At 71.4% G+C, this 16714-nt stretch carries 11 protein-coding genes and 1 pseudogene; 2 read left to right on the plus strand and 10 right to left on the minus strand.

Annotated features, from left to right (window positions below):
- Nucleotides 1-37: 37 nt before the first annotated feature.
- The 7 genes and pseudogenes from AF335_RS14760 to AF335_RS14790 form a co-directional block, all read right to left on the minus strand.
- Complete coding sequence (locus AF335_RS14760) at nt 38-895, minus strand: ABC transporter permease (RefSeq protein ID WP_102918846.1); 858 nt, start codon at nt 893-895, stop codon at nt 38-40.
- Between the two features lie 94 nt (nt 896-989).
- Nucleotides 990-1970, minus strand: coding sequence for an ATP-binding cassette domain-containing protein (locus tag AF335_RS14765; RefSeq protein ID WP_228773449.1), 981 nt, complete (start codon nt 1968-1970; stop codon nt 990-992).
- 207 nt (nt 1971-2177) lie between these two features.
- Nucleotides 2178-5438 (minus strand): annotated as a pseudogene (locus tag AF335_RS14770) (type I polyketide synthase); the annotation flags it as partial.
- Between the two features lie 158 nt (nt 5439-5596).
- The gene (locus tag AF335_RS14775; protein WP_102918848.1) at nt 5597-5788 is read right to left on the minus strand and encodes a ferredoxin; all 192 of its coding nucleotides are present in this window, start codon (nt 5786-5788) and stop codon (nt 5597-5599) included.
- 76 nt (nt 5789-5864) lie between these two features.
- Nucleotides 5865-7043, minus strand: a complete 1179-nt coding sequence (locus tag AF335_RS14780) for a cytochrome P450 (protein ID WP_102918849.1) — start codon at nt 7041-7043, stop codon at nt 5865-5867.
- A gap of 31 nt (nt 7044-7074) precedes the next feature.
- On the minus strand, nt 7075-8133 hold the full coding sequence (locus AF335_RS14785) for a DegT/DnrJ/EryC1/StrS family aminotransferase (protein ID WP_102918850.1): 1059 nt from the start codon (nt 8131-8133) through the stop codon (nt 7075-7077).
- Between the two features lie 43 nt (nt 8134-8176).
- Complete coding sequence (locus AF335_RS14790; RefSeq protein ID WP_102918851.1) at nt 8177-9556, minus strand: glycosyltransferase; 1380 nt, start codon at nt 9554-9556, stop codon at nt 8177-8179.
- A gap of 705 nt (nt 9557-10261) precedes the next feature.
- On the opposite strand from AF335_RS14790, the gene AF335_RS14795 reads away from it, so the two are divergent.
- The gene (locus tag AF335_RS14795) at nt 10262-10840 is read left to right on the plus strand and encodes a LuxR C-terminal-related transcriptional regulator (RefSeq protein WP_184743891.1); all 579 of its coding nucleotides are present in this window, start codon (nt 10262-10264) and stop codon (nt 10838-10840) included.
- 108 nt (nt 10841-10948) lie between these two features.
- On the opposite strand, the gene AF335_RS14800 is transcribed toward AF335_RS14795, so the two are convergent.
- A complete protein-coding gene (locus AF335_RS14800; RefSeq protein WP_102918853.1) occupies nt 10949-12172 on the minus strand; it encodes a GDSL-type esterase/lipase family protein in 1224 nt (407 codons plus the stop codon).
- Between the two features lie 467 nt (nt 12173-12639).
- Here AF335_RS14800 and AF335_RS14805 point away from each other — a divergent pair, with 467 nt between their 5' ends.
- Nucleotides 12640-14100, plus strand: a complete 1461-nt coding sequence (locus tag AF335_RS14805) for a cytochrome P450 (protein WP_244927024.1) — start codon at nt 12640-12642, stop codon at nt 14098-14100.
- A gap of 178 nt (nt 14101-14278) precedes the next feature.
- On the opposite strand, the gene AF335_RS14810 is transcribed toward AF335_RS14805, so the two are convergent.
- Both AF335_RS14810 and AF335_RS14815 read right to left on the minus strand, forming a co-directional pair.
- Entirely contained in the window at nt 14279-14764 is a 486-nt protein-coding gene (locus AF335_RS14810) for a hypothetical protein (RefSeq protein ID WP_184743885.1), read from the minus strand.
- 308 nt (nt 14765-15072) lie between these two features.
- Complete coding sequence (locus AF335_RS14815) at nt 15073-16653, minus strand: 4-hydroxyphenylacetate 3-hydroxylase family protein (RefSeq protein WP_102918854.1); 1581 nt, start codon at nt 16651-16653, stop codon at nt 15073-15075.
- Between the last annotated feature and the right edge of the window lie 61 nt (nt 16654-16714).

Genomic DNA, 16714 nt, shown 5'->3' on the forward strand with positions numbered 1-16714 from the left:
CGTGCGGGGGAGAGAAGGAGGGGAGGGGCCGGCCGCCTCAGAGCGGGCGACGGAAGCCGATGACGGCGAGCACGCCGCCCACGACGGCGATGACGCTGCTGATGAGCACGGCGATCAGGGCGGAGCCGGTGCCGGGCGTGTCGAGCGCGAGCGCGCGCGTCGCGTCGATCGCGTACGTCAGCGGATTGGCCTGGGCGACGGCGCTCAGCCACGACGGCAGGTCGTCGACCGGGACGTAGGCGCTCGAAGCGAACATCAGGGGGAGGATCGCGATGACGGCGAGGTTCTGCATGGGCTCCGCACGCCGCAGCCAGGTGGCCGCGGCGATGAACGCCCACCCGAGGGTCCAGGTGATGAAGAGCGCCAGCCCGGCCGAGGCGAGGAGCTTCTCCGGGCCGCCCTGGGGGGAGTATCCGAGCACGGTGACGGCCAGCACGATGACGACCGCGATCTGGATCGTGGCGCGGACCAGGTTCGCCAGGCTGCGGGCGATCAGCAGCGAGCTGGGGTGGACGGGGAGGCAGCGCAGCCGGGCGACCATGCCGTTCTTGAGGTCTTCCACCACCCCGATCCCGGACTGGGTCGCGGACTGCACCGCGTTGTCCACCAGGATGGCCGGCATCACGAAGTCGAGATAGCTGATCCCCTGGGGGAAGTGGGCCGACTTGCCCATCCCGCTGAAGACCTGGGTCAGGATGAACAAGATGATCACTGGTTGGAACAGGCCGAAGAGGATCACGCCGGGATCGGTCACCAGTGCGCGCAGCGACCGGCCGGTGAGCACCCGGATCTGGGTGAACATCGAGCTGCCGCCGCCCCACGCGGCCGCCGACCCCTTGGTGGAACCCGGGGTCGGCGGCGCTGAGTCGGATGTTCCGATGAGTTGTGTGGTCATAGGGTCTCCACGGTCTGCGGGATGTGCGATGTACGTGAGCGGTTCACGGGAACGGTGTACGCCGGCGGGGTGGCCGCGGGGCGAGGAAGGCTCATCAGGAGGGCCGGGGGGCCTGGTTGGCCAGGGTGAGGTAGACGTCGTCCAGGGTCGGCTCCCCGAACGACAGCTCCGCGGCCTCGATCCCCACCTGGTCCAGGGCCCTGATCACGACCGCGACGTCCTTCGACGCCTCGATGACGATGACGATGGTGCCGTTCTCGTGGTCCATCACCGGCTCCAGGCCCGCCCGCCGCACGGCGTCGCAGGCCACCGCCGGGTCGGCGGCGGCGTCCGGGGTCACCGTCACCGTGCGCCGTCCCACCGTGGCCTTGAGCTCGTCGGAGGTGCCGCTCGCGATGACCGCGCCGGCGGAGAGGACGGTGATGGAGTCCGCGAGGCGGTCCGCCTCGTCGAGGTACTGCGTCGTGAGCAGGACCGTGGTGCCCTCGGCGACGAGCCCCTCCACGATCTCCCAGAGGTTCAGCCGGCTCGACGGGTCCAGGCCGGTGGTCGGCTCGTCGAGGAAGATGACGTTGGGGTGGCCGACCAGGGAGGCGGCCAGGTCGAGGCGCCTGCGCAGCCCGCCGGAGTACGTGCCCGGGCGGCGCGCCGCGAATTTCTGGAGGCCGAACAGCTCCAGCAGCTCATCGGCCCTGGCCCGGGCCGAGCGGGGGTCCGCGCCGAGCAGCCGGGCCAGCAGGACGAGGTTCTCCCGCCCCGTGAGCTGGGGGTCGACCGAGGCGAACTGGCCGGTCAGACCGACCCGTTTGCGCACCTCGCGCGGCTCGCGGACGACGTCGAAACCGGCGACCGCGGCCCGCCCCGAGGTGGGGGGCAGAGCCGCGGTGAGGACGTTGACGAGGGTGGTCTTGCCCGCGCCGTTGTGTCCGAGCAGGGCGAGCACGGTGCCCCGGCGCGCGGAGACGCTCACCGAGTCCAGTGCGCGCAGCGAACCGAACGTCTTGCTGACGTCGGCCGCCTCGATCATGATGTCCCCGGTGGTCCGGGCGGCGGTGGGCAGGGCGAGCCCGCTCATGGCTGATCTCCCGCAGATGAGTGTTCCGAGTGGCGCGCGGGAAGTGGTTCCGGCGGCCGTGGTCCAGACTGCGAGCCCTGCGAGGAGCGTGCCGAGCCACTGGCCGTACACGAAGGGTCCCGGGGCTCGCCCAACTTTGATGCGGGGCCGGCGGCGGCCGGCCCCGACGGCGGGTGCGGCGGCCCGGGGGCCACCGCACCCGCACGGTCACCCGACCCCGTCCATCAGACGGAACAGTTCGTCGTCGCTGGCCGACGTCAGGTCGAGCGCGCCGGCCCCGGGCGTCTCGGCGGCGCGGCCGGCGGCCATCGCCTTGAGCCGCGCCACCGTCTCCGCGGACACCTCCGCGCCGGACGCGAGCAGGGACTCCAGCTCGGCGACGACGGAGTCCACGTCGCGCCGGGGGAGGGCGTCGGCCGACGGCCGGAGCCGCTCGCGGATGACCCGGACGACGGCCTCCGGCGTGGGGTGGTCGTACACGAGGGTGGCCGGCAGCCGTACCCCCGTGGCGGCGTGGATCCGGTTGCGCAGTTCGACCGCGCTCACCGAGGTGACGCCCATCAGCTTGAACGCCTGGCCGCTCTCGTCGACCCCCGCCTCGTCACCGAGCACCGCGGAGATCTCGGCGAGGACCAGGGAGAGGATGAGCGCGTCCTGCTCGGGCTCACCGAGGCCGACCAGCCGGGCGGCCAGCTCCGGCGTCTCGCCGTCACCGTCCGCCGCGCCCCCGAGGGGCCCGGTGACGGCCTGGCCGGCGGGGTCGGAGGCCAGCCAGAACCGCCGGCGCTGGAAGGGGTACGTCGGCAGGGCCACGGGCCGGGCGTCGGGCAGTACGGCGCTCCAGTCGACGGGGACGCCATGGGCGTGCATCCGGGCGACCGCCGTGAGCAGGGCCTGCCGCTCGCTCTCACCGGCTTTCAGGGTCGGCACGAGGGCGGCCCCGTACCCGGGGTCGGCGGCCTCGAGGCAGTCGTCGATCATCGGAGTGAGGACCGGCTGGGGGCTCAGCTCCAGGAACCCGGTGATCTGTTCGTCCCGGAGCCGGTCGACCGCGTCCGTGAAGCGCACGGCCTCCCGCGCGTGCCGCACCCAGTGGCCGGGGTCATGGGCGTCCTCGGGGGTCATGAGCCGGCCGGTGACGGTCGAGACCACGGGGATGGCGGGTGTGGCGTAGGAGAGCCCGCGGGCGATCGTGCCGAGCTCCTCCAGCATGGGATCCATGAGCGGTGAGTGGGCGGCACCGTTCACCGCGATCCGCCGGGTCTTGTGACCCGCGGCGTTGAGCCGGTCGGTGAGCGTGGCCAGCGGTCCCTCGGCTCCCGCGAGCACGAGGGAGTTCGGTCCGTTCACGGAGGCGATCGCCAAGGGCGCCGACGCCTCGGCGAGCAGCGGCTTCACCTCGCTCTCCGAGATGCGGACCGCCACCATCGCCCCGCCGGGCGGCAGCCCGTCCATCAGCCTGCCCCGGAGCGCCACCAAGGCGCACGAGTCCGCCAGGCCGAGCCCGCCCGCCACGTGGACGGCGGTGTTCTCCCCGGCCGAGTGCCCCATCAGACGGTCCGGGACCACTCCCCAGGACTCGAAGAGCCGGTACATGGCGACCTGGACGGCGAACAGCGCGGGCTGCGCGTATCCGGCCTCGTCGAGGAGGACCGCCTCCTCGGAGTCCGGGTCCGCCCACATCACCGAGATGAGGGGCCGGTCCAGCAGCGGGTCCATGGCGGCGCACACCTCGCGCAGCGCGTCCGCGAAGACGGGGAACGCCTCGGCCGCCTCGCGCCCCATGCCCGGCCGCTGGCAGCCCTGCCCGGGGAAGACCATGGTGAGGCCGCCCGGCGTGGAGTTCTCGATCGTCACTCCGGAGGCCCGCTTGCCGTCCCCGAACTCCGCCGCGGCGGACAGCAGTTCCGCCCGGCCGGGGCCGCTGATGACGGCCCGGTGCCGGTGCAGGGCGCGGGTGGTGGCCAGCGAGTAGGCGACGTCCTGGGCGGTCAGTCCGAGACGGGCCTGCCCGAGCTCGGCCGCCAGCCGCTGGGCCTGGGCGCGGAGCGCCGCCTGGCTGCGGGCGGACAGGATCCAGGGAGCCGCCGGGACGGCGGCCGCCTCCGGGGCTCCGGTGGTGTCGTCCTCGGCCGGCGCCTCCTCCAGGATCGCGTGGGCGTTGGTGCCGGTGAGCCCGAACGAGGACACACCGGCCCGGCGCGCCCGCCCGGCCACCCGCGGCCAGGGCCGGGCCTCGTCCAGCAGCCGTACCGAACCGGTCGACCAGTCCACCCGCGACGACGGCGCGTCCAGGTGCAGGGTTCTGGGCAGGACGCCGTGCCGCATCGCGAGCACCGTCTTGATGACCCCGATGACGCCGGCGGCCGCCTGCGCGTGCCCGATGTTCGACTTCACCGACCCCAGCCACAGCGGCCGCCCCTCGGGACGCCCCCTGCCGTAGGTGGCCAGCAGGGCCTGGGCCTCGACGGGGTCGCCGAGCGGTGTGCCGGTGCCGTGGCCCTCGACGGCGTCGACGTCCTGGGGGGTGAGCCGGGCGTCGGCCAGGGCCTGGCGGATGACGCGCTGCTGCGCGGGCCCGCTCGGTGCGGTGAGCCCGTTGGAGGCGCCGTCCTGGTTCACGGCGGAGCCGCGTACGAGCGCCAGGACGCGGTGCCCGTTGCGGCGGGCGTCGCCGAGCCGCTCCAGCAGGAGCAGCCCCGCGCCCTCGGACCAGGCGGAGCCGTCGGCGCCGTCCGCGTAGGACCGGGCGCGGGAGCCGGGGGACAGCGCGCGCAGCCGGGAGGAGTGGGTGAAGGGCGCCGGGGAGGCCATGACGGTGACGCCGCCGGCCAGTGCGAGGGTGGACTCGCCGGAACGCAGGGACCGGCAGGCCAGGTGCAGGGCGACGAGCGAGGACGAGGAGGCGGTGTCCACCGTCAGCGCCGGGCCCTCCAGCCCGTAGGTGTACGCGATGCGCCCGGAGATCGCGCTCGTGGCGGTTCCGGTGCCGAGCATGCCTTCCAGCTCGCCCTGGGTGACGGCGAGGTTGGCGGCGTAGTCGCGGTGCGTGGCGCCGGTGAACACACCGGTGCGGGTCCCCTTGAGGCTCGTCGGGTCGATGCCCGCGCGTTCGAAGGTCTCCCACGCCGCTTCGAGGAGCAGCCGCTGCTGCGGGTCGGTCGCCGTCGCCTCCTGGTCGGAGAAGCCGAAGAACCCCGCGTCGAAGTGGCCCGCGTCGTGCAGGAAACCGCCTTCGCGCGCGTAGGTGGTGCCGGGGCGGTCGGGGTCCTCGTCGAAGAGCCGGCCGAGGTCCCAGCCGCGGTCGGAGGGGAACTCCGACATCGCGTCGGTCCCGTCGGTGAGCAGGTCCCACAGGGCTCGGGGGGAGTCGACGCCGCCCGGTAGGCGGCAGGCCATGCCGATGATCGCCACGGGTTCGCCGGGGTCCGCCCAGGCCGCCCCGGTGGCGGCTCCGGTGGCGGCCGCGAACCCGCCGGGCAGCGTGGGGGCGCCCGGCGCGTCGGCTGCGCCGGCGGGCGGATCGATCGCGTAGTCATCTGTGCGGACGGACACCATCACTCCCGGATCTCAGGTGCTTTCATCGATGGGTGGGGGACGCGGTGGGCGGGTCACCCGGGTGGACGTCAGTCCTCGTGCACGGTGATCGCCCGGGACGGGCAGAGGCCGCTCGCCAGCCGGGCCTTGGCCTCTTCCTCGGCGCCCGGGGTCATGAGGAGGGTGACCAGCCCGTCCTCGTCCTGGTCGAAGACCTCCGGCGCGGACAGCACGCACTGGCCCGCTCCCACACAGCGGTCGGCGTCAACGGTGATACGCATTTCGGTGTCTCTCCTGCGGTGTGTTCAGGACCGCCGGGCGGCCGATCGGCCGCCCGGCGGACGGATGGGGCGTCGTCTACCAGCGGACCGGCAGCTCGTGCAGGCCGTACAGCACACCGTCGGTCTTGACGGCCAGCCCGTCGACGGGCACGGCGAGTTCGAGGGTCGGGATGCGCTCGAAGAGCTTCCGGTAAGCGATCTCCATCTCGATCCGCACCAGGTTCTGTCCCAGGCACTGGTGCACGCCGTAGCCGAAGGCCACGTGGTGGCGGGCGGACCTGGAGGGATCGAACATGTGGGGGCACTCGAAGGCGTTCTCGTCGTGGTTGGCCGCGGCGACCAGGGGCACGATGCCTTCGCCCGCCTTGACGAGCTGCCCGGCGATCTCCACGTCCTCGACCGCCACCCGCAGCGACACCAGGTCGGCGACGGAGTGGAAGCGCAGCGTCTCCTCCACGGCCCGGTCGTCGCCGATCCACTGAGGGTTCATCAGCAGCGTGACCACGCCGAGCCCGATGTTGTTCGCCGTGGTCTCGTGACCGGCGATGAGCAGCAGCATCAGCACGCCGGGCAGCTCATGGGTGGCGATCGAACCGGTGGCCAGCAGCCGGCTGATCAGGTCGTCGCCGCGCCACTTCTCCTTGATGGACACCAGGCGGTTGACGTAGCGCAGCAGGTCCTTGGCGGCGGCCGTCCGCTGTTCCTCGGTGGAGTCGCGGATGGAGATCAGGGTGCGCGTCCTGGACTCGAAGAAGTCACGGTCGCCGGGCGGTACGCCGAGCAGTGACGAGATCACCAGGGAGGGGATGGGCAGCGCGAAGTCGGCGATGAGGTCGCCGGAGTCGCCCGAGGCCAGCAGGGCGTCGATGCAGCGGTCCACCGTCTCCTCGATCGCCGGTCGCATCGCCCGGACGCGCCGGACGGTGAACTCGGGGATGAGGGCCTTGCGGAACCGGTCGTGCTCCGGGGAGTCCATCCCCACGAACCAGCCCGGGATCTGGGTCTGCTTGGGCACGCCCAGGCTCACTCCGACGTTGGGGAAGCCTTTGTGCTCGGGGTTGGAGCTGATCTTCGGATCGGTCAGTACGGCACGTACGTCCTCGTGCCGGGTGACCAGCCAGACCCGGTCGCCGTTGGGCAGGTGGGAGAGCACCAGCCCCTCGTGCTCGCGGTAGCCGGCGTAGCCCGGTGGCGGGAAGGGCACGCCGGGCTTGCGCAGTGGAAAGTCGACCACCAAGGGGTCGGAGAGCGTCATGTTGCGGAAATCCCCTCTTCGGGCGGGTCGGTCAGCCCACGCCGTAGAACGCGCGGACCTTGCCGATCACGAAGTCCTGGTCGGCGGCGGTCAGACCGGTGTGGGTGGGCAGGTACAGCCCGTCCTCGGCGAAGACGTTCGCCTTGAGCGAGGGCCAGACGGGGTCGAGGTACAGGGGCTGCCGGCTCATCGGCTTGAAGAAGAGCCGGGTCTCGATGGACGCTTCGGCCAGGAACGCCATCAGCTCCTCGCGTCGTTCGGCGCGGAGGTCGTACATCCACAGCACGTCCCGGGGCGGCATCAGCGTGATGCCGGGGACGTCGGCGAGGCCCTCGTCGTAGCGCTTCTCGATGCCGCGGCGCACCTCGAGGATCTCGTCCAGCCGCTCGGTCTGGGCCAGGGCGACGGACGCCTGCATGGCCGTCATCCGGTAGTTGTAGGCGAGCTTCTTGTGCAGGAAGTTGTGTTCCTTGGTGAAGGCCATCGCGCGCAGGTGCGCGAGCTGCCCCGCGAGCCTGGGGTCGTCGGTCAGGCAGATGCCGCCCTCGCCGGAGGTGATGATCTTGTTGGCGAAGAGTGAGTAGCAGGCGATGTCCCCCACCGGGCGGACGCCGTGGGCCTCGGCGGAGTCCTCCACGACCCGCAGGTTGTACTGGAACGCGATGCCCATGATCGCGTCCATGTCGCAGCGCCGGCCGTAGATATGGACGGGCATGATCGCCTTCGTCCGCGGCGTGATCTTCTCCTCGATGCGGGTGACGTCGATGTTGAGGTCGTCACCGCAGTCGACGAAGACGGGGGTGGCCCCGGTGTAGGTGACCGCCCAGGCGGAGGCCACCATGGTGAACTCGGGGACGATCACCTCGTCGCCCGGACCGACGCCCAGGGCCCGCAGCGCCAGCGTCAGCGCGGCCGTCCCGGAGGAACAGGCCACGCCGTGCGCGCTCCCGTTGTAGTCCGCGAAGGCGCGCTCGAAGCGCTGGACCATCGGCCCCTGGGACGAGATCCAGCCGTCCTCCACCGTCGCGGTGAGGTACTCGAGCTCTCTGCCGTCCAGGGCGGGCCTGGAAACGGGGTACTTGTACGACATCGTTCGCTTCTTTCTCCTCGTACGGGGGGTGTCTCGCGTGCTCCTAGACCAGCGCCGGGAGCCCGAGGATCAGGTCGGCTGCGGCGCTCCGGCCGCCCGCCGCGCGCTGCAGGGCGCCGAGCCGCTCGGCGTTCTCGCGGAAGGAGGGGGTGTTCAGCACCTTTTCGAGTTTGTCGAGGGCGTCTCCGACGCCGAGGTCCTGGGGCTGGTCGAGGGTCAGGCTGATGCCGAAGTCCCGGCCGCGGACGGCCTGGTCGAAGCAGTCCACCCACAGTGGCCGCACCACGAGCGGCTTGCCGAAGTACACGCCCTCGTTGAAGCCGTTGCCGCCGCCGTGCGTGAAGAACAGCTTCACGTTCGGGTGGGCCAGGACGTCGAGCTGCGAGGGGACCCAGCTCTCGATGCGCAGGTTGGCCGGCAACTTCTCCTTGGGCGGCAGCAGGTGCTGCTGCTCCTTGGGCAGCTTCCACAGCACCTGGTGCCGGCCGTTGAGCCGGCGGGTGATCTCCACCATGTTCGCGACCTGACCCCGGGTCAGCCGGGTGATGGTCCCGAACCCCACGTAGACGACCGACGGCTGGGTGTCCAGCCAGTGGGAGAGTTCCCCGTCGTCCGGCGCCTCGGGCAGCGGTGGCACCATCGCGCCGACCAACCGCAGCTTCTCCGGGACGTCGAAGGGATAGTCCAGCTCGGCGATCGAGTTGCACAGGACCAGCTCGGCGTTGTCGATCCGCGCCATCGGGCTGAGCGGCGGGAGGCCGAGCTCCTTGCGCCGCCGGGAGTCGTCCGCGAAGACCTTGCCCATCTTGGGGTTGAGGAACATCCCGAGGGTCCGCAGCTTGAACAGCTCGTTCCGGACGCGCTGCGCGGGCGTCATCCGGCCCGGTAGCCCGGAGTGCGGGACGGGGAAGGACGACGGGGTGTAGCCCTTGCCGAACGGCGTGTGCGCCGTCAGCACGTTGCTCGGCAGGAACGGCACGCTCAGCACGTACGGGATCTTCCGCGCGACGGCCAGCTCGACGGCGAAGGAGCTGATCGACTCGATGACCATCAGCGCCGGCCGGACCTCGTCGATCACGGCCTTGAGCCGGCGGAGCTTCACCGCCTGCAGGTCGGGCCGGTAGGTGTGCTGGATGACCGCGCGGTGGGCCTTGAACCGCGAGGGCTGGGTGACCTCTCGGTAGATGTCGTCGCCCCAGGTCACGGCCGACAGCTCGGGGATGACCTCGCCCAGGGAGGCGAACTCCACCGGGGAGCCGCCCTCTCCGATCCTCTTGATCTCGTCGCGCCGGGGTTCGTCCGTGGCGAACCAGAGGTCCTCCACCCCCTGCCGGGAGAGCTCGGCGGCCAGCACGAGCATGGGGTTGAGCAGGCCGCTCTCCGGAAGGCTGACGAAGAGGATCGGCCGTCGGGCGGAGTCCATGGATTCCCTTTCAGTGGTGCCGGGCGGGGCTCGGCGAGCACGCCCCCCGTGCGGGTCGGCTGGCCGCACCCTCCTTTGATCTCACGCGGTGCGCCGGGAAATCCTTAGACTCCGCCCCGCCCTCCCGCCGCGCCCGGTGCCGTCCGCCCAGGCCCGGGGTACGAGTTCCCGGCGCTCGGGTGGCGGTTTGACGAATTCTTATCGGAAACCGGGAACCAGAAGCTCCGTGAACTCATCCGCGCGCATTATCGCGATGAATTGGGTGCGGCGAACGGCGCGTTCCCGATCGGTAGTGGCTGGATTGCGGAACGCCCGAATGGGCGGTGCCCGTAGTGGGGGTTACCGCCAGGTAGGTGACGAGTCATGAGCGGAGCGTAAATTCATGCCGGGAATATGACCATAAAGCAGGGCGTCTGCCGGACCCCACCCGTACCGAACTACCGAAGTCGCGTAGGTACGGACCCGAACACCGGAACCGCAGAATTAGGCGTACCACACAGGGTGGTCGTTGCCCTTGGCGCTGACAGGTAACTAGTCTTCCAATTAGTTTCACCTCCCACGTGACGTGCCATGAAAGGGTCCAATCTCTTGCTGAACTCAGCCCCCGCGCCCGTGGAATCGGCCCGGACCGCCGGGTATGACAGCCCGTTAGACCAGGTAGGCCGCGTGACCGCGCGCCAGCAGCCCGAGCAGCAGGGTCTGTGCATGGCGAGCCTCGACTCGGCCCTCACCATCCAGCAGGCCAACCAGGAGTTCTTCCGCCAGTTCAACGGCTCGTCCGAGGAGATATGCGGACGCAGCATCCGCGAGGTGGTGCACCCGAGCGTCCAGCAGCCGCTGATGCGCCAGTTCTCCAACCTGCTGGAAGGCAAGCGCGAGCGGTTCGTCGCTCCGGTCATCGCCGTCGGCCGGGGTGAGGAGTCCGCCTTCAGCGTCCCGCTCACCGCGGTCGCGGTGCGCGGCGGCCTGCCCGACACGACGGCCATCCTGGTGATGATGCCGACGACGAGGAGCCCCGAGGGAGCGCGCGTGGTCACCAACCGGAAGAAGATCCTCTCCGAGATGGACGCGCGCATCCTCGAAGGGATCGCGGCCGGTGTCTCCACCATCCCCCTGGCCGCGAAGCTGTACCTGAGCCGGCAGGGCGTCGAGTACCACGTCACCTGCCTGCTGCGGAAGTTGAAGGTGCCCAACCGGGCGGCGCTGGTCTCCCGCGCCTACTCCATGGGTGTGCTCACGGTGGGCACCTGGCCGCCCAAGGTCGTGGAGGACTTCGTGAAGTGAGCGCCCCGCAGGCCGCCGATGCCGCCGCGCGGCCGGTGTGCGCCCGGCACTGTCGCCGCTCCTTGTCCGGCTCCGATCGGGATCGGAACCGGACAAGGAGCGGGCGGCTCAGCCGCCCTGGACCGTGAAGGCCCCTCCGGGGCCGAAGGCCCGGGCGGCGAAGCGTTCACCGATGCGGCGGTGCGTCGCGGCGTCCGGGTGCAGCTCGTCGGGGAGCGGCAGTTCGGCGAAGTCCGCCTCGCCGTAGAGCTCGCGACCGTCGAGGTAGTGCAGGTTCGGGTCGTCGGCCGCGCGCCGCGTGACGATGCGGGCGAGCTCGTCCCGGATGACGTTGAGCGTCAGCTTCCCGGCCGCCCGCTCCGCGGGGTCGCCCGCGGCCCGGAACCGGAGCCTGCCCTCGTCGAGCCTGCTGAAGTCCGGGGCGCTCGGACCGGGCGTGTCCTCGTGGATGGGGCACAGGATGGACGAGACGACCAGCAGCGGCGTCTCCGGGTGCCCTTCGCGCAGCGTGTCGAGGAAGCCGTGCACCGCGGGACCGAAGGCGCGCAGGCGCATCAGATCGGTGTTGACCAGGTTGATGCCGATCTTCACGCTGATCAGGTCCGCGGGGGTGTCGCGCATGGCCCGTGCGGTGAACGGATCGAGCAGGGCGCTGCCGCCGAAGCCCAGATTGATCAGGTCCGCGCCGCCGAGGGCCGCGGCCAGCGCCGGCCAGGTCGTGCTGGGGCTCGCGGCGTCGGAGCCATGGCTGATCGAACTGCCGTGGTGGAGCCACACCCTGCGGCCGCCGCCGGGGACGGCCTCGACGGGGGCGTCGGAGCGCAGGGCCACCAGCTCGGTGATCTCGTTGTGCGGCAGCCAGATCTCGACGTCCTTGACGCCCTCGGGCAGACCATCGAACCGGACGGTACCGACGGGGCCGGGCCGGTTCTCGACGTTCCCGGTGGTCATGTCCACCGTCCGGACGTTGCCGCCGGTCACGCCTGCCCGGCCGGCCGGACGGCCGTCGACGAGCAGGTCGTACACGCCGTCAGGGCGGGGCGGGGCGCCCACGTAGGCCATCTTGGTGCGGAGCGTGTCCAGCTCGACGGCGGTGGCCCGGGTCCGGAACACCAGCCGTACGCCGGAGGGCTGCGCCTCGGCCATGGCCAGCTGCCCGTCGGAGCACTGCGCGCGGGCCCGGGCGGGCAGCCGGTGCGGCAGCAGGCCGTGCCCGGTGCGCTCCAGGTCGAGCGCGCCCCGCAGGAGGTCCGGGGTGAGGGGTGTGGTGATCAGGCCCGTTCCCGGGAAAGCGACGGAGGCGCCGGGGGCGGGGTCGTGCTGAGAATTCATGATCTCAGCCTGTCAACCGGGCGGCCGGTTCGCACACGTTTTTAGGGTGACCGTGCTCACGCCTCCGTGACCTCCTGGCCGCCCCCGCCCACCTCGACGTACGCGCGGTGAACGACGCGGTCGGCAACGTCCGCGACCACGGCCGGATCCGGGTGCCCCGGGAGCCGCGCGCAAGGGGTTCCAGGTCCTCGACGGCTCGCCGTCGGGGACCTTTTTCGTCGCGGCCGCCCCTATGCCACGAGAAGTTCGACATGAAACGAACATTTGGTGGTCTCCCTAGGGCCGGAAGGCGGGGACCTTGGCTGATCGGCCCATGCGGTAGCGTCGATTCCGCGCGGATTCGGCATGGATTCGCCATTGCCCAAAGGGACTTGGGGTTCGGGGAACCGGCCCGTGCCCACGCCTCGAGGGGTGCGGGAACGGACGCGGATGCCGCTTCCCGGACCCGGTACGGGCCGAGAGCCGGTGTGCTGAGGCGCATCGCACCGGACGCCGTCGTCGGCGACGGGATCCCGGTCGGCCCGCCAGGCCCGCCCGGCCTCCTGACCCCGGCGGGCCTCGCCGGCCTGCTCGACGAGGCGCGCGCCACCGAGCCCGACGCCCCGTCCTTCGCCGAGGAGCGTTTCGGCACCGTCGGCGCGGGCGACCGGCGAACGGGTCCGGACCGGCACCCGCCGATCGCCCGGCCGTACTCCCTCGTGCCCCTCGGCTCCCTCACCCATCACCGTCCGAAGGAGACCCCCGTGACCATGTCCTACGAACTTCCCGAGATCACCGCCGACCCGCCCGCCGTACTGCGGCTCAGTCCGCTGCTGCGCGATCTGCAGGCCAGAAGCCCGTTGTGCCGGGTCAAGACCCCGGCCGGCGACGAGGCGTGGCTGGTGACCCGCCACGCCGAGCTCAAGGCACTGCTGCTGGACGAGCGGCTCGGCCGCTCCCACCCCGACCCGGCGAACGCGCCCCGGTACGTCAAGAACCCGTTCCTGGACATGTCCATCACCGACGAAGACCCCGCGAGCGCGCACAAGCTGCACTCCGAGCTCCGGGCGCTCATCGTCCCCAGCTTATCGGCCAAGCGGGTGCGCGACCTGAAGCCCAGGGTGGAGGCCCTCGCGGAGGAGGTACTGGAGGAGTTCGTCGCCCAGGGGCAGCCCGCCGATCTGCGCGGGCTGCTGTCCCTGCCGTTCTCGCTCAGGGTGCTCTGCGAACTCATCGGCATACCGCCGGAGGACCGGGAACAGGTGGTGGCGCTGCTCGCCGGGCTGGCGGACGTGGACGACCCGCAGGCCGCACACGGCCAGCAGACCCTCTTCACCTACCTGATCGAGCTGGCGACCCGTAAGCGGGCCGACCTCGGCGACGACGTGATGTCCCAGCTGTGCAGGAGCGGGGTCCCTTCCGAGAGCATCGGCACCGTGACCGCGATGCTGCTGTTCGCCGGGCTGGACGCCGTCGCGACCCATATCGACCTCGGGGTGGTGCTGCTCGCCACCAACCCCGACGCGCGACAGGCCGCGCTGGCGGACCCGAAGGTCATGGCGGGTGCCGTCGAGGAGATCCTGCGGTCGGCCAAGGCCGGTGGTTCGGTGCTGCCCAGGTACGCCAGCGCCGACGTCGAGTTCGGCGGGGAGACCATCAAGGCCGGCGAGCTCGTCCTGCTCGACTTCACCCTTCCCAACTTCGACGAGCAGGTCTTCGACGAGCCCGAGCACTTCGACATCACCCGCTCGCCCAACCCGCATCTGACGTTCGGCCACGGCATGTGGCACTGCGTCGGCGCCCCGCTGGCCCGGCTGGAACTGCGGACGATGTACACCCTGCTCTTCACCCGGCTGCCCGGACTCCGGCTCGACCTGCCGGTGGAGGACCTCCAGGTGCTGGGCGGACGCCTCTCGGCCGGTCTCACGGAGTTGCCGATGCGGTGGTAGTGACCCCGCCCGGGGTGTGAACCGCCCCGCCTCCCGCGTCCGGGAGGCGGGGCCTGCCGCGTTCCGGGCCGGAGTCCGCCGCGGAAACGAGGCGGTGGAAGAGGCACCGCGGCGTGCGCGGGTTCGGAGGCGGTCACCGGGTCGGGCGCGCCCGACCCGGTCGCGGGCCCCGCCCTGTCTACCGCTCCCCGGCCTGGTGGGCCGTGTGGTCCGATTCGTCGACGTGTGACAGGTTCTGCAGTTTGCGGGCTTCGGTGACCATGGTGAGGAGGGCGTCGAGGCTGGCGGAGGAGAGTCCTTCGGCCCGGAGGGCGAGGTTGCGGATCTTGGTGTCGCGGAGTGCGGTGGCGAGGGCGAGCTGGGTGTTGACGCGTTCGCAGACTTCGTCGCTGAGGAAGTATTCGAGTGGGACGCCGAAGAACTGGGCGAGGGTGTCGAGCTGTTCGAGTGTCACGTTGCGTTTTTTGCCGGTGGCGAGTTCCCAGAGGTAGGTGGCGGAGATGGCGCCGCCGGTGCTCTCGCGGATCTCTTTGGCCAGCCGGGCGTATCCGGGGCGGGTGCGCTCGTCGGGGTAGAGCGTCTCGATCAGCTGTCTCAGCCGCCGCTCCAGTTGCAGCAGCAGCGGCCTGTCGACCTCACCGCGTGCCGATTCGGTACTGCTCATCCGTTGTCCTTCCCCACGGAGATGGAACCCACCGCGGCCGTCCGCCGGGACACCCAGAATTCTAACTCCGGCCGCCGGACCCCATCCCGGGGAACCGGTCACCGTACGACCTTACGGTGGGCCTTCGCCCGGTGTGCCGCAGGTCGTTGGGGGACACCTTCACCCCTCGGACGGGTAAGGACGAGTGGAGGACGGTGGCCGGAAAGGGCGCGGGCCCGGAGGGAACGCCGTCGGGGGCCGCGGCGGCGAGGGGAGGCCCACCACCCCGGCCCCGTACCGGACGTGGCCGCCCGCCGTGGGAACCGGCCTCAGCGCCCCCCGTGGTCCGGGCGCGGGTCCGGGATCCGCAGGTGCGGGGCGGTCCAGCCCGTGGTGTCGTAGTCCGACATGCACATGTCGACGAAGTCGCACAACTCGTCGCGGAGGCCGGAGCGGGCCGCGGACTGGTAGGTCTCGAAGCGGGTGACCTCGGGGTTGGCCGCGTGGAGGCTCTCGTAGAGCTCGTGGCGGCTCGCGAATTCGCTGCCGACGCCGTCCCACACCAGCTTCATCAGCTTGATCCGTTCCTCGGACCCGCCTCCGTCGGCGCCCCGGAAGTAGGTGTCGAGGAAGGGGCGCAGTTCGGGGGCGTGGAAGTCGTCGGCGTGTGACGTGAGGCTGATGAGAGGGCTGGCGACGAGGCGTTTGATGAGGTCCTTGACGGTTCTGTAGGCGGTCGGGGCCAGCACCCGGTAGGCGAAGCAGGGGTGCAGATGAGGGTGGAGGTACTTCTCCGCCCAGGGTTCCGTCTCCTCGGTCATGGCCGTGACCAGGGCGTGCACGGTGTGCCGCCAGGCGAGCGCCTCGCCGACGCCGGACTGCACACCGAGGTGGACGTCGCTGCCGTTGCTGTGCACGGCCTTCAGGAGCAGTCCGCACAGGAAGTCGAGCTTGACCGACATACGGACGGCGCTGTGGAAGAGGAACCGGGGCAGGAACCCGCTGTGGTGGGCGAACCGGCCGGCGCGGTCGATGTCGCGGTGGATCAGCACGTTCGACCAGGGGATGAGCGCGCGGTCGAAGACGAGGAGCGCGTCGTTCTCGTCGAAGCGGCTGGAGAGCGGGTAGTCGAAGGGGCTGCCCGCCCGATGGGCCTGGGTCTCGTAACTGGGGCGGCAGATGATCTTGAGGCCGGGGGTGTTCATCGGTGCGATGAACGAGACCGCCTGGGCCGGGTCCTCCGGCCCCGGGCCGGTGTGCGCGACGAACGCGTACTGGGTGAGCGCCGCCCCCGTGGCCACCCCCTTCGCCCCGGTGACGACGATCCCGGCGTCCGTCTCGTCCACGGACCGCACACAGATGCCGGCGCCCGCACCCCCGGCCGCGTGGCGGCTCACCGGAGGGTTGACGAGGGCGTGGCTCAGGAAGAGCACCCGGTTCTGGGCGTGCCCGTACCAGTCGCGGGCGTTCGCCGCGAAGGGGGCGTAGTAGTCCGGATCGGCCCCCAGCGTGGCGAGGAAGGAAGCCTTGTAGTCCGGGGTCCGGCCCATCCAGCCGTAGGTCATCCGCTGCCAGGCCACGATGGCGTCGCGCGCGGCACGGAGGTCCGCGGAGTCGCGCGGCGCGCGGAAGAACGGATGGGTGAACGCACCGCCCGAGTCGCTGCTCGTGGTGAGCACGCCCTGGAAGGACGGGTCGTGCAGGGCGTCGTAGAGCCGGGCCAGGGACCGGCAGCTGTTACGGAAGGCCGGGTGCGCGGTGACGTCCTCGACGCGCTCGCCGTAGATCCACACCTCCCGGCCGTCGCGCAGGCTCTCCAGGTACTCCTCGCCGGTCATCGGCCGGTCGGCGGTGCGGCGACCGGTGGCCGGCCGCGGGGCTGTCGCACTGCTGACGTGCTGATCGGGCATGACGCTCCTCTTGCCGGTCGTTCCGTTACCGCGCTGTCCGCCGCGGCTGCCGCGCCTCCGG

It is taken from the genome of Streptomyces eurocidicus (assembly GCF_002891295.1).
Taxonomy (GTDB): Bacteria; Actinomycetota; Actinomycetes; order Streptomycetales; family Streptomycetaceae; genus Streptomyces; species Streptomyces eurocidicus.

Coding starts and splice junctions, on each gene's coding strand:
- AF335_RS14795 (WP_184743891.1), top strand. CDS start 10,262: ATGGCGAGCCTCGACTCGGCCCTCACCATCCAGCAGGCCAACCAGGAG.
- AF335_RS14815 (WP_102918854.1), bottom strand. CDS start 16,653: ATGCCCGATCAGCACGTCAGCAGTGCGACAGCCCCGCGGCCGGCCACC.
- AF335_RS14780 (WP_102918849.1), bottom strand. CDS start 7,043: ATGACGCTCTCCGACCCCTTGGTGGTCGACTTTCCACTGCGCAAGCCC.
- AF335_RS14800 (WP_102918853.1), bottom strand. CDS start 12,172: ATGAATTCTCAGCACGACCCCGCCCCCGGCGCCTCCGTCGCTTTCCCG.
- AF335_RS14775 (WP_102918848.1), bottom strand. CDS start 5,788: ATGCGTATCACCGTTGACGCCGACCGCTGTGTGGGAGCGGGCCAGTGC.
- AF335_RS14785 (WP_102918850.1), bottom strand. CDS start 8,133: ATGTCGTACAAGTACCCCGTTTCCAGGCCCGCCCTGGACGGCAGAGAG.
- AF335_RS14765 (WP_228773449.1), bottom strand. CDS start 1,970: ATGAGCGGGCTCGCCCTGCCCACCGCCGCCCGGACCACCGGGGACATC.
- AF335_RS14810 (WP_184743885.1), bottom strand. CDS start 14,764: ATGAGCAGTACCGAATCGGCACGCGGTGAGGTCGACAGGCCGCTGCTG.
- AF335_RS14760 (WP_102918846.1), bottom strand. CDS start 895: ATGACCACACAACTCATCGGAACATCCGACTCAGCGCCGCCGACCCCG.
- AF335_RS14790 (WP_102918851.1), bottom strand. CDS start 9,556: ATGGACTCCGCCCGACGGCCGATCCTCTTCGTCAGCCTTCCGGAGAGC.